Below are 14,242 nucleotides of genomic sequence, written 5' to 3' on the forward strand. Positions count from 1 at the left end.
TGCGATCTCGTGGAGGATTATGTGTTCCGTTTGATTTCTACTTGAACGGCGTCGACTGCATCTCAGTGCCCTCGTGATCGTGCGCACTGGAAGCCTCAAGAACTCCCATCATCGCAAGTAACAAGTAACAAGGCACTTCCTCGTTCCCGGGAAAGCTGTCCACAGACATCAAGCCGGTGGATCCAGGCTAAACCGCCCAGCCGCGGTTCTGCTGCTGCGCCGGTCACCACCGGGTGCCGAAGCGGCCGGCCACGTTGTTCCGGCGTTGGGTGTGGGCTTGCTCCGGCAGCAGCCTGGAGCAAGCCCACTCTTTCGGCCGCGCCAGTCAGCTCAGTTGGCCGAGTTTGGGGTTGTCGCCTGTGGCTGCGGCGTCGGCCGCGGGCAGGGCGGTGTTGTAGATGCGTACGTCGCTGATGGATCCGTCGGCGTATTCGAGGTAGGTGCCGTTGGAGACGGTGCGGCCGATCTGGAGGGGGCCGGTGGCGTTCCAGGGGGTGTAGGTCCAGTCGCGGACGCCTGTGAGCTTGCCATTGACGTAGAGGCGAAGTTCCTGCGCGGTGGCGTCGTAGACGCCGACCAGGTGGGTCCATCGGCCGGTGGTGGCTTTGCTGCCGTAGACGGCTCGCCAAGTGCCGGTGGTGGTGTCGTCGCTGCGGTGTCCAAAGCCCCAGACCTGGTCGCCGGAGGAGTAGTACAGCTGGAGTCCTGCCGCGTTGTTGTCTCCCCCGGCCTGGGAGACGAAGGTGCTGTTGGTGGTGAGGGAGTTGAGTTTGACCCAGGCGGAGACGGAGTAGCTGTCGGAGGTGTCCACGGCCGGGCCGGTGGCTGCAGCGTAGCCGGTAGTGCCGGTGAGGCTGAGGACCTTGCCGCGGCTAGCGTCGCCGGCCCAGGTGTATGCCCCGGTCGCTGTGACGTCGAGGGCGCCGTTCTTGTCTGCGGCTCTGGCCCCGGTGCCATCGTCGAGGTTCCACCAGTGGGTGGACGCGTCGGACGCAGTCCCCAGTGAGACGGGATCGGCGAAGGATGCAGAGCCACCGCTGGGAGCTGTGCCGGTGTACTCCGTCAGTTGTCCGCTGGTGTCAACGGCATAGAGGTCCGGGTTGCCGTCCGGGTTGCCGGAGACGCTGTTTACGTCTCCGGTCGAGGAGACACCGGGGTAGAGGGCGGGGGCAAGAACAGGAGAGAGCGCGGTGGGCGGGTTGGCGTCCCAGCCGGGTGCGGCAGTGCTGGTCCAGTTCTGAGCGGCGGTGCCGTTGCAGGTGTAGATGCGTACCTGGGTTCCGTTGGCGGTGCCGGCCTTGGGGTCGTCCAGGCAGAGGCCGGAGTTGGGGTTGACCAGGCTGCCGGTTGCGCCTGCAGTCCACTCCTGTGCGGCGGTGCCGTTGCAGGTGTAGAGCCGGAGCAGAGTTCCGCTGGCGGTGGCGCCTTGGGGCACATCGAGGCACTTACCGACGACGCGGAGAGCGCCGTCGCTGGTGTGGGTCCAGGTCTGAGCGGGGGTGCCGTTGCAGGTGTAAATGCGAACGGCGTTGCCGTTGTCGGTGAGGGCGTGGTTGTCGTCGAGGCAGATGCTGCCACCGCCGGAGGGGACCACGGCCGAGGTGAGGGCGGTGTGGACGGGGGCATGCAGTAGCTGCGGCACGAGGCTGCTCTGGTCGATGTTGAGGGGAAAGCTGTAGAGGCTTCCCGAGGTGTTGTCGCGGGCCCACAGGGTGGAACGGCCGCCGGTGACAGTCCCATTGCCCTGGACGTCGGTCGTGAGGATACCGCCGACGGTCCCGGGGGCGATGAGAGTCAGGTTGGACCAGTCACCGTCGCCGAGAAGGATGGGGTGCTTGAGGTGCTGGCCGCCGTCGAATTGGTAGATCCACAGCTTCTTGTTCTCGACGGTGACGACCGCGGGGTAGGCGTTGTTGTTGTCATATACGTCGCCTGGCGCGATGAGCTGGGTGATGTCCCATGTGGTGCTGTTGTAGCCGGCGGCACGGCAGCGGGCGTCGTCGGCGACGACGGTGGAGGTCTCGCAGGCGTCCTTGGTCACATCGGTGAAACGTTTGCCGATGTAGCCGGGGTAGGTGGAGTACTTGACGAGGGGGAGCGAGGTGTCGTCGGTTGCGTCGAGGTCGTTCTTGACGGTGTAGAGCTTGTTGGTCTGCTTGTTGTAGGCGAGCAGGTCGTCGACGTCGCCTCCGTGGAGGTTGCCGCGGTGGGCGATGAGGTAGTTGTTCCAGCCGGTGCGGTCGGGGGAGTCGTCCTTGGTGGCTACGGTCACCGGTCCGTTGATCGGCGGTGGGGTTCCGGTGAGGGGCCCGGTCTGGACGGGGGCGACGGCCTGAGCGGGGTCGGCGTTACCCGGCACGAGGTTGAGGTCGCCAGTGCTGCTGGTGGCGAGCAGGTCAGGTATGCCGTCGCCGGTGATGTCCCCGGGGCCGATTTTCGTGCTGGGGTTCCAGGGGGCGTTGAAGGAGTAACTGGAGGGTGTCTGGGACAGGTTGCCCGCCTGGTCGACGGCGGCGACGTACAGGGTATGGACGCCCCAGTGGGTGACCGGGATGGTGATTTTGCCGGTTGCGACACCCTTGGTGTCGGTGCTGGTGACAGCGGCCTTGGTGCCCGTGAGGGCGGTGGGCTGGCTGTCGAGCTGCCACAGGAAGTGGTCGACGCCGCTGGCGAGGCACACGCCCGGGCTGCAGGTGTCGGCCGGAGTGACGTCGGCGGCGGTCACGGTGAAGTCGGTGGTCTTGCCAGGGCCAGCGTAGACCACCGGGTCGGCTGAGCCGCTGCCGACGGAGGGGAAGGACTGGTTGGGCGCCAAATCGGGTGTGTTGGGCGGGGTGAGGTCGGTCTTGAACCAGCAGTGGTCGCTGGTGGGAGAGGTCAGGTGTGCTGCAGCGTTGTCCTGGGCGTAGACATCCCAGCCGTACTCGTGTCCGTCTTCGAGGGTGAACCCGATCTTCACGTCGGCGTCTGTGCCGGAGGAGACGTAGCCGCTGTCGGGGGTGGACTTGTCGGCAGCATTGCCTGAGGCATCGAGGTCATTGCGGTCCCAGACATGGTAAAGCGCTTTGACGAGTTCACCGGTCATGTTGGTTTTGACCGTGGAGTGGAGCTGGATGTTGCTGCCGGCGTCGCTGTAGGTGGTGGCTCCGATCCAGCCGTCGCCATTGGTCGCGCAGGTGGCGTCGGCGCCGGCGGCGGTTGGGGTGGTGTGGGGGCTGGTCGGAATGCTTGGCGGGATGTCGAAGGTGGTGGTCAGGGTGAGAACGCTGGACATACGCAGATAGTCGCTGCTGGAGCTCGATTCGTTGCCGAACAGCGCGACGGTCCAGTAGTCGTCGGCTGTGCTGTGGTTGTCGGCGATCTTCTGTGCCTGGGAGGTGACGGTGAAGCTGGCCGTGTGATTGCTGCAACTGCTGCCGGAATTCGCGGCGCTGGCGATCTTGGTGCTGACTGGTGCGTAGGAGCCGTCGACGGTGCCGGGTTTGCTGTCCCAGTCGGTGCTCTTGCTGATCGATCCAGTGGTGTGCAGGGTGATCGGTTGGTTCTGCGAGCAGTCCCAGCTCGCCGCGTAGGTGGATGAGACCGTGACGAGCGCCTTGGAGACCACCATGGACGGATCCAGGCCGCCGGTGGGGATCGCGTAGTAGGAACGCTCGATGCCGTTGCCGCAGGCGCCGCCCCAGCGCTGGTAACCCACCCCTTCGCCGCCGGGCTGTCCCTTGTCGTACTGCGGGCTGTTGGAACAGGTGGAGCTGGAGTACACCTCGTCGTAGTGCCCGGAAGTGTTGCTGTGCGGGTTCGTGTACGGGTCGAGGAATACGGGGTAATGGACGTCCGGTCCGGTCAGTGCCGAGGTGTCGGGGGTCAGCGTGAGGGCGCTGGGCGAGGTGGTCATCGGCACAGGGGCTACTTGGGCGCCGGGGCCGGGGCCGGCCGTCGAGGAGACCGTATCGTCGCCGGACTCTGCGAGCTCATCGGAAGTGGTATTCGCCCTCAAAAACTTTGTGGCTGTCGAGGATTGGGCGAACGACGTGCTGGTGCTGGAGTCCCACATCAGTGGCTGGGGGCTGCTGTAGTCAAGGGCGCCGTCCGAGGTGGTGGCTTCCATGCCTCCGGAGTCGCTGGAGTTCAGGGTGAGGCCCTGAGTGGAGGCAGCCAGTGTGAGCTTCTTGATCTGCGGGTTGGCCGCCGCGGCGGCGTCGTGGACGATCAGAACATCGCTGAAGCCGCCTTGGTCGGTAACCGAGACGGACAGGTCGGTGCCCGGGAGTACGGAGGTGTACAGGGCGGTGTCGCCGGTCACGGTCGGGGCGGGCAATGTGAAGGGCATGGTCAACGCCATGCTGTGGCCGTCCGCATGGGTCAGTGTGACCAGCGGACCACTGCCGCCGCCGGACAGGGAAACGTCGTTGGGGGTGGCCTTCGGTGAGTAGGTGCCGTCGGTGTTGGCGGAGAGTGTGGCGTCTACCGGCGTCCAGACGTCGTCATGCTTGACCCGGACCGGCATCAGGTTGGTCGTGGTGGTGAAGGAGCCGTCGGGGCTGGCGACGGTGCTGGATATCTGGCTGGTCATCGAGTCGACGGGCGTGTCCTGCCCGGCCGCGACGGCTTGAGCCTGTGCGGTCAGCATTGGATCAGTCGAGGCGGAGTCATCTGCCGCGGCCGGAACGCTGGGAAGAGCGAGCAGGAGAACTGCGAGAACGGGCAGTGGCGCCAGGCGCCGTCTCAACTTCGCGCCTCCAGGACGCTTATGAACGAATAGCTGCAACACAGGGCAAACTTCCTTCTGTCTACGGGCGGCGCTTGATGTGATGTGCGCCACTCCTGCTGTCCTGGCGGACGGGACGGATGTGTGCGCGGTGTCCGGATTTGCCTCGTGGCAGCGGCGTTGGCCTTTACACAAACCGAACACATTTTGCTGACCGTTTGCACACCTTCTGGTCACAGCGTCAGCACAGGCTATTGAGCAAGTCGTCGATCATCAATAGCCTCCCCTTCGATCACACACCCTGTGTGGCCGCGTGTGTGATGGCCCATCAGGGCCGCTGATCGTGGGGGTTTGAGTGAGCGGCAGACGGCGCTGGTTCGCGAGTGTGCGACACCGCATCCTGGGTGGACGGCTGAGTCGTTGGACGGTTGCCGTCGTTGTGCTGGCGCTCCTGGCCCCCATGGCTGTCGCCCAGGGGCTCGGCTTCGGGCTCTTCCCCATGGGGGGTGACAGCAGCCGCGGCGGTAATGCGGGGCACTATCACTTCAAGGGCGACGTGTGGAGCCCCAAGGCCCTGGCCGCCACCCCAGCAGTGAGCAGCCACTCGCTGAACCGGAAGACCTCGGTCCACCCGCGCGGATACAAGGCGCTGGGCAACTACCAGGTGGTCCGGCCGACATGGCCCAAGGCGGGTGCGTCCACGGTCTCCCTCACCCAGGGCATACCGGCAACCAAGCTCTCCTCGAACACTCCCAGTGCAACCAGCACTCCCACCCCTTCTGGTACGCCCGGCGCCCGGAACTCGCCCAGCTCTTCGGGTCCGGCGCCCAGTCCGACGACCAGCGCCTCGACCCCTGCTACGTCTGCGGACCCGTCCGCCCGCCCACTCTCAGCAAGGGCATTGCAGAGCGCGACCGGTGGGCAGGGATCGCCTTCGCCGACAGCCGCGCCGTCGCCTGCCGCGTCGAACTCCGCGTCTGAGAAGGCCCTTACCCCGGTGACGAAGCCCGTGAAAGCGGGCACTCTGCCGGTGTGGGTGTCATCCGCACCGGCAGCCCGGCACCCGTCACGGGCGTCCGGGGTGCGGATCCAGGTTGCCTCGCACGCCAAGGCGCTGAGGGCCGGTGCGAATGGCATGCTGCTGGGCTTCACCCGGGCCGGTGCGATGACAGACAGCGACCGGATCCGGGTGGTCATCGACTACAACCAGCTGGCGAAGGCGTATGGCGGTGGCTTCGGATCCCGCCTCCAGCTGATGCGGGTTCCCGCTTGCGCGTTGACGACCCCGCAGCTGGCGGAGTGCCAGACGCGGACCCCGCTCGGGTTCACCAACCGGGCCGGGGCGGGCCAGCTGACAGCGACCATCCCCGTCGGCTCACCGAAAGCTGACGCGACCAGTCGCGGCCTGTCGGCATCGGCCATGTCGGCCGACACTGCGACCACCGCCCTCGCCGTGACCTCGGGCAGCTCCGGCTCGCAGGGCAACTACGGTGCGACCTCCCTGAACCCCTCGGGGACCTGGCAGGCGTCAGGCACCGGCTCCTTCACTTACTCCTACCCGATCGCGGTGCCAGCGGCGATAGGCGGCAACGCTCCTACGGTGGGCTTGTCCTACGACTCGCAGTCCGTGGACGGTGAGACCTCGGCCCGCAACTCCCAGTCGGGATGGCTGGGAGACGGCTGGAGTTACCAGCCCGGCTCCATCGAGCGCAGCTACCGCCCCTGCGGAAGCCTGCTGGACAGCAGTGGCAACAAGATCGCCAAGGGGTCGGGGGACGAGTGCTGGGGCGGTGACAACGCCACCATTTCCTTCGGATCCCACTCCGGTGTCCTGGTACCCACAACGAGCTCCGGCGTCCCGGGCGAGATCCAGGAGTGGAAGCTCCAGGGCGATGACGGAACCCTGGTTCAGGAGCTGTCCGGCGCGGCCAACGGCCTGCACGACGGCGTCTACTACCGCGTCCTGACCACCGACGGCGCAGCCGCCTACTTCGGCGCCGACCACGCTCCGACCGGCCCCGGAACATCGGGCCTGGCACAGTCCTCCTCGCCGACGGACGCCTCCACCCACTCCGCGTGGAGTGTGCCGGTGCTCCACCCGCAGTCCAGCGACCCCTGCTACACCTCCGCAAAGGGCAAGGCATCGCAGTGCGACAAGCCCGAGGGCTGGCGCTGGAACCTCGACTTCGCCGTCACCCCGACCGGCTTCGTTCAGCGCTACGACTACACGACCGAGACCAACTACTACGACCTCGGCGCAGGCCAGGCGGCGACCGGTGACGACGGCACGCTGAGCTCCTACACCCGTGGCGGCACCCTTGCCTCCATCGCCTACGGCTACACCCTGGATGACGAGAAGGCGGGGCACACCCCAGCCGGAGAGGTGGATTTCACTTCTTCCCAGCGCTGCAAGGCCACGTCCTCCTTCACCGACTGCTCCGCCGGCAACCTCAAGGACTCCACGGCCCCCCACTGGCCCGATGTTCCCTACGACCAGAACTGCGACGCGAGCGACAGCACCCACCTGCCCGCCGGGTCGACCTCCATCCCGGAGAACGTCTGCTTCGATGCAGGGCCGAGCTTCTGGTCCACTACTCGCCTGGACACCATCACCACCAAGGTCCACGTCAAAGACTCGGGCACGGACAAGTTGCTGCCGGTGGACAGCTACAAGCTCGGGCAGACCTACTCCGACGCGGGCGGCTCGGTCGATCCGGTCACAGGTACCACAGTCGACCCGAAGGACGCCGGATCCCTGCAGGCCGTGATGTGGCTGCAGTCGATCACTCACACCGGCAAGGGCACCTACAACAACGGCAACAGCGACCTCACCCTGAACCAGGTCTCCTTCACCGGAACCGAGATCGACAACCGGGTCAACGACGTCTCACCGTCCGCGCCCCCGCTCTACCGTCCGCGCATCTCCACGGTCCAGACGGAAACCGGCGAAGGTATCGCCGTCGACTACAACCTCAACCCGTGCGCAGGCAAAACGCTGTCCATCAAGGCAGCCGACTCCAACACCAACTCCTGCTACCCGGTGTACTGGACCGTTCCCGGAGCCTCGAAGCCGATCGCGGACTGGTTCAACAAAACCACCGTGCACACGGTCAATGTCTCCGACCTGACGATCGCCTCCCAGTACAACCCCAACACCTCGAAGATCCCCGCCGGCTCGGAAAGCCAGCTGTCCACCTACAGCTATACGGGTGCCGCCTGGCACCGAGACGACTCGGTCCAGACGGACGACGAGTACCGCACCTGGGACCAGTTCCGTGGCTTTCGCACCGTCACCGTTGAGACTGGTAAGGCACCTGAGCCGGTCACCCGGCAGACCACCACGTATCTGCAGGGCATGGACGGCGACTACCAGGCCGACAAGTCCACCCGCCGTTCGGTCAGCGTGGACGCCAAGGTCGGCGGCAACACCGTCGAGAGCGTCACCGACGCCAATCAACTGGCCGGCCTCGTCCTGGAGGCCGACAACTACACGGCCGCCGGCGGCACCGTAAACGCCGTCAACGTCAATGGTCCCTTTGCCTTCACCGCCACGGAGACCGCCGTCCAGCATCCTTGGTCCGCCTGGACACAGGACGACAACCCGGGCGAGACCAAACAACCGCTCTCCACGCTCCCTGATCTGACAGCCCACCGGCCCAGGAGCACCCAGGCGCACTCGTACGAACTCCTCGCCAACGGCACCTGGCGACACTCCCGCACCGACACCAACTATGACGCTCAGGGACGCGTCGCGACCGTCGATGCCCACGGAGATGTCAGCACACCGTCCCAGGAGACATGCGCCACCACCGCATACGCCGCGCCCCCCGCCAACACGGTGATGCTCGACTACCCGGACCAGGTCACCGTGGTCAGCGGAGCCTGCGGAACTGCCGTCACGCCCACCACTCTGCTCTCCGACAAGAAGATCTATTACAAGGGCAGCTACACAGGTGACGGCGTATTGACCAACCTGGGCGCCTTCGGGCAGACGTCCGCCTCAGGTCAGGTGACACAGACACAGATCGCCTCCGGCTACACCGGCACCACGGAGAACTGGCAGACCACCGCTGCCATGAAGTACGACGGGGCGGGACGGATCACCGACGCCGCGAATGCAGCCGGGCAGAACACCCACACCGACTTCACTCCTGCATGGAGTGCCGGCCGCAGTAACACGAACGCCACCTCCACCGCCTCCCTGAACACCAAGAACTGGAAGGTCACTTCCACCGTAGATCCGCTGCGCGGGCTGCCCCTGGAGAACGTCGACGCGAACGGCCGCAAGACCGACATGACGTACGACGCGCTCGGACGCCGCACCGCGGTCTGGCTTCCCGGCCGTGACAAGGCGGGAGGCCAGAGCGCCGACAAGACCTTCGCCTACTCCATCAACCCCGGTGCGGTCGCGGCCCCGGGCGGCACCATCACCCAGCCCGGAGCACCGACCTCGGTCACCACCAAGACCCTCCGTGAAGACGGCAGTTACTCCACCGATATCTCCATTTACGACGGGATGCTGCAACCACGACAGACCCAGTCGACCGCGAACGGCGACGTCGCTGCCGGGCGCATCATCTCCGACACGTTCTACGACTCGCACGGCTGGCCGAGCGCCTCCTACGCCCCGTACTCCGAACCGACCGGCGACCCCTCGACCGCCCTGTTCGCGGCCAACGAGAACGAGATCCCGTCGGAGACCACCACCTCCTACGACGGCCAGGGCCGCTCCCTGGCGAGCACTCTGTGGCACCAGGCCGTCAAACAGTGGTCCACCACCACCAGCTACCCCGGCGCCGATGAAACCGACACCACCGCTCCGGCAGGGGGCCGCTCCACCGCCACCTTCACCAACGCGCTCGGACAGAAGACCCGCAGCGTCGTGAAGAACACCGGCTCCACTGTGATCCTGACCGGTGGCCAGGTGATCCCCTCCGGTACCTCGCTCACCTCCAGCAGCGTGCGGCTGACCATGCAGGGCGACGGGAACCTGGTGTTCAGCGCCCTGGCAACGGGGGCGACGATCTGGTCCAGCGCAACCAGCGGGAACCCGGGCGCCTATGCCAAGTTCGGCACCGACGGAAACCTGGTCATCTACAGCACCGCAGGTGCGGTGCTCATGTCCACGAACATCGCCCCCACCGTCGGATCCACCCTGCGGCTCCGTACCACTTCCACCCTCGTCATCGTGGCTGCCAACGCGACCACGATCTTGTGGCAGAAGGGCAAGTCAGGAGCCGTACCCGCAGCGGACGCCACCACCAGCTACACCTACACCCCCGCCGGCGGCGTCTCCACGATCAAGGACAACGCGGGAAACGCCTGGTCCTACAGCTACAACTTGCTGGGCCAGAAGACCACGCAGAGCGACCCGAACACCGGTACCACCACCTTCGACAAGTACGACGTGGCGGGCAACCTGCTGCAGAGCACCGACCCGCGCGGGCAAAAGCTGTCGTATGCGTACGACTGGGACAACCGAAAGACCGCTGAATACGCGGGCGCCTGGTCGTCCTCTCCCGATGCCAGCACGCAACTGGGTGCATGGACTTACGACACTCCAGCCAAGGGATACCCCACCTCCTCCACCCGCTACGTCGGCGGCAGCGGAAGCTCCGGCAAGGCATACACCCAGGCCGTCACCGGCTACAACACCGCATACCAGCCCACCGGTTCGACCGTTACGGTCCCGGCTGCTGACGGATTCGCCGCCGCCGGACAGAACACCGCGCCCAGCAGCGGCAACGTCACCTACACGAACACGGCCGCATACACGCCCAACACAGGGAAGCTGTCCACCACCCACTACCAAGCCGACGGCAACCTGCCGGCCGAGGACGTGGACTACGGGTACACCCAGCAAGGCAATCTCGACAGCTTCGGCGGCTATATCAACGCCGCCAACACCCCCGCCTACCTGGACATTGCCGTCCACGACCCGTTCGGCCGGATCAAACAGGCCAACTACGGGTCAGTCGGCAAGGAGACAGCCACCTTCGCCCAGTACGACGACACCACCGGCTCGGTCACCCAGACCAGCAGCATGATGCAGACCCAGAGCAACGCAGTGGACGTCGTCAACTACCGCTACAACCGCGCCGGCGACATCACAGCGATCGACGACCTGCAGGACAACACCACCCACGACACCCAGTGCTTCGCCTACGACTCCTTCCAACGCCTGACCGAGGCATGGACGGACACAGCAGGCATCACCAGCCCCACCAGCTCCCCGGTCGGATCCGTCGGCGGCTGCACCACCAGCCGTGTCCAGACCAATGGAGCAACCCCGGTCACGACCAGCACGGTCGGCGGTCCTGCCGCCTACTGGCAGAGCTACACCTACGACCAGCTCGGCGACCGCACCGGCATGGTGAACCACGACACCACCGGCAACGCGCTCAACGACACCACACAGACCGTCGCCTACACCGGCACCGACAGCACCACCGCGGCCACCCTGCCCAACCAGGCCGGGGCCACCACTACCAGCAACCCCGCCACCGGCACCACAACGCAGACCCCCACCTACACCGACCCGTCCCACAACAACGCCAACGCCGGCGACACCATCACCCGCAAAAACGTCAGTTCCGGTCCGTTGCGCACCGGCTTCGCCCTCACCGGCGGCGGCACACTCTGCATGGACGACGCCGGAGGCGCTGTCACACCCGGCACCGTGGTCCGCACCTACGCCTGCAATGCCACCATCGGGCAGAACTGGACCATCGGCACTGACGGCACCGTCAAGGTGAAGGGCGCCTGCCTGGACACCACAGGCAACGCCACGGCCGCCGGCACCCATGTCGTCCTCGACACCTGCGGCGCGGATGCCACCCAGAAGTGGAAGGTCACCACCGGTGGAACCCTGGTCAGCAGCGCCAACACGGCGATGTGCCTGACCGACCCGGGCGCCAGCGCCAACGTCCGCACCCAGCTCACCCTCGCGACCTGCGGCAGTGCCGGCCAGAAGTGGAACAACGCCACCACCGGAGCTATACCCGCAGGCCAGATCCAGAGCGTCACCTATGACGCCGAAGGCCGCACAGCCACCGTCACCACCCCCACCGGCGCCACCACCAACACCAGCAAGTACCTCTACGACGCCAACGGCCAGCTCCTCGAGCAGACCAGTGCAGTCGGCAGCGCGGACAAAACCCGCGTCCTGTATCTCTTCGGCGGTACCGAACAGATCACCCTGAACGTCACCGCCAAAACCTGGACCGGCCTGCGCAACTACACCGGCCCGGACAGCACCACCATCACCCGCACCTCCACCGGTAGCGTGACCTACCAGATCGCCAACGCTCAGGGCACCGCCACCACTGCTGTCAACGCCTCCACCTCGGCCGTCACCCGCCGGGCCTTCGACCCGTACGGCAATGCACGCGGCACGCAGCCCACCAGTTGGGTCTCCGCAGACGAAAACCGGGGCTTCCTGGGCCAGCCCACCGACACCACCACAGGCCTCAACCTTCTCGGCGCACGCAACTACGACGCCACCACTGGCCGCTTCCTCAGCCCCGACCCCGTCTTCGAAGCCGGCGACCCCAACCAAATGGGCGGCTACACCTACTCCGGAGACAACCCCACCACCAGCTCCGACCCCAGCGGTCTGCTGCAGATGTACACCCCCGCAGGTAGCGGCGTAGGAGCAACCGGCGGGCCGGAAGGGAACGGATGGGAGCCTCCCTGCACTCAGGTCTACGACGCCTGTGTAGGTAGCCCGCACTACACACCGCCCTCGAACTCGCACGGTTGGGGTTACGCAAAGCGTTTGTTCAAGGACACTACGGAGTCGATAGCAACGGCCGCTGTTGTTTCCGTCGTGGTGATCGCGGTGGGCGGATGCGCCGTGGAGTCCGGCGGCCTCGCCAGTCCGGCATGTGCCGCAGGCGGTGCCTCGGCCTTCACAACGGTCTGCGGATCACTGTTCGGCGACTGCGGATCAGGCGCGGAGGACGATCCGATCGGCGAAGTCGGCCGCGATGACAGACCGCATGGCGAGACCGCAGATGCCGGCGGTGCAGCCGGTGCAGGCAAGGAAGCGGCAGCCGGCGCGGCAAAGTCCGATGGGAAGGCGCCTGCCGCATCCAGGCCCGCCGACAGCCAGGAACACGCCAAGGCAGCAACCAGCGAAGCCGCCGCATCAGACGGGCCTGCCACAGGTGCATCGGGAACCGATGCACCTCCCCAGTGCTTCCTGGCCGGCACCAAGGTCCTGATGGCGGACGGCTCGAAGGAAAATATCGAAAAGATCAAAGTCGGGGACAAGGTCCAGGCCACAGACCCCGAAACCGGGAAGTCCGCGAAGCGCAAAGTCACCGCACTCATCATTACCGAGGGCTACAAGCACTTCGACGAACTGACCATCAAGACCAAGCACGGCAAGGCAAAACTGACCGCCACCTCCACACACCCCTTCTGGAGCCCCTCCGCACACCACTGGATACAGGCCGGAACCCTCAAGCCAGGCATGACCCTGCTGGCCAGGGACGGCTCAACCGTAGCCGTGCAGGCAAAGCATCAGTTCAGCAAGCACGCCCGCACCTACAACCTCACGATCGCTCAACTCCACACGTACTATGTCGTGGCGGGGACGACACCGGTACTCGTGCATAACACTTGTGGTGGTAGCGATCTAAGGGTTGCTGTCGGCAAGGGTGCAAGTCGCGATTACCAGATGTCCACCACAGGAATGATTGAAGTGCGCCTGCATGGCGGAGGTGAGAGGATTTGGGCGGATGGAGTTGAAGGCGACTCCATTCTCGATGCCAAATTCGTTAGCGGAAAATCAAGTCCATTCATCCCTCCGGGCATCAAGAATGCTAGGGTGCAAGGTTTTATTGATGCCGATATCGGCAATGAGATGCGGCGCTACGCGGCTGTCATTGACGATAGTGGTAATCCATACACGAATCTCCGGATCATAACCAACTCGAGTTCTGCGGTGCCGTACTTCGAAGGAATGATGAGCAAGTATGGTGTGCCCGGTACAGTCTCAGTGGTTCCGTGAGGCAGAAGGGGTGAGGTGGCGGTGTGACGTACCTTGTCTTCGCAGGTGACGAGGATGCCGAGTGGCACGTCGAGCAAGGAGAGCTGACCCGAGCCCTTCTGCGTGACTGGCCGAACGCAGAGATTCAAGAGCCCACTCCTTCGGATGCCGGGCTCGACGGGAGAGGTCTTCGGTGGACTTGCCGTATCGGCGATGGTGAGGTGGAGGCGTGGCTCAACAAGGAGGGAACATGCTTCTACATCGACGGTGAACTTCGTGGAGCGGCAAGTGTTGCGGCCTGGTTTCGGGGCCTAATGCCGCAATCGGTGGAATTTGCAATGTGTGACGACTCCTATTCGTTCCACCTGGTCATCGAAGATGGAAGCTCTGCGTTCGATATTGCGGAATCGATTCCGGATTGACTCATGGCTAACATCGAGTTGATGTGAGCTTCCGGCGTTTTCCAGAAATGGGACCACAATAACTCTCGATCAAACGACCCAAGGGCCCAGACGAGGAAATTCTCGTCTGGGCCCTTG

At 65.3% G+C, this 14,242-nt stretch carries 4 protein-coding genes; 3 read left to right on the forward strand and 1 reads right to left on the reverse strand.

The window, feature by feature from the left end:
• Nucleotides 1–325: 325 nt before the first annotated feature.
• On the reverse strand, nucleotides 326–4,630 hold the full coding sequence (locus ACWGKJ_RS15415) for a LamG-like jellyroll fold domain-containing protein (protein ID WP_385023901.1): 4,305 nt from the start codon (nucleotides 4,628–4,630) through the stop codon (nucleotides 326–328).
• Nucleotides 4,631–5,386: 756 nt separating this feature from the next.
• Between ACWGKJ_RS15415 and ACWGKJ_RS15420 the strand changes: the two genes are divergently transcribed.
• Genes ACWGKJ_RS15420 through ACWGKJ_RS15430 form a run of 3 tightly spaced genes read left to right on the forward strand, consistent with a single transcriptional unit; the run spans nucleotide 5,387 to nucleotide 14,125 of the window.
• Entirely contained in the window at nucleotides 5,387–5,689 is a 303-nt protein-coding gene (locus ACWGKJ_RS15420; RefSeq protein WP_385023903.1) for a hypothetical protein, read from the forward strand.
• Nucleotides 5,690–5,705: 16 nt separating this feature from the next.
• Nucleotides 5,706–13,724, forward strand: a complete 8,019-nt coding sequence (locus tag ACWGKJ_RS15425; RefSeq protein ID WP_385023905.1) for a polymorphic toxin-type HINT domain-containing protein — start codon at nucleotides 5,706–5,708, stop codon at nucleotides 13,722–13,724.
• A 23-nt stretch (nucleotides 13,725–13,747) separates the two neighbouring features.
• Nucleotides 13,748–14,125, forward strand: coding sequence for a hypothetical protein (locus tag ACWGKJ_RS15430; protein WP_385023907.1), 378 nt, complete (start codon nucleotides 13,748–13,750; stop codon nucleotides 14,123–14,125).
• Nucleotides 14,126–14,242: the final 117 nt, after the last annotated feature.

It is taken from the genome of Streptomyces sp. NPDC054757, from assembly GCF_053612185.1.

What these genes read in the sequence shown, in the direction of transcription:
- ACWGKJ_RS15415 (WP_385023901.1), bottom strand. Translation starts at nt 4,630, where the DNA reads ATGCTGACCGCACAGGCTCAAGCCGTCGCGGCCGGGCAGGACACGCCC.
- ACWGKJ_RS15420 (WP_385023903.1), top strand. Translation starts at nt 5,387, where the DNA reads ATGGCCCAAGGCGGGTGCGTCCACGGTCTCCCTCACCCAGGGCATACC.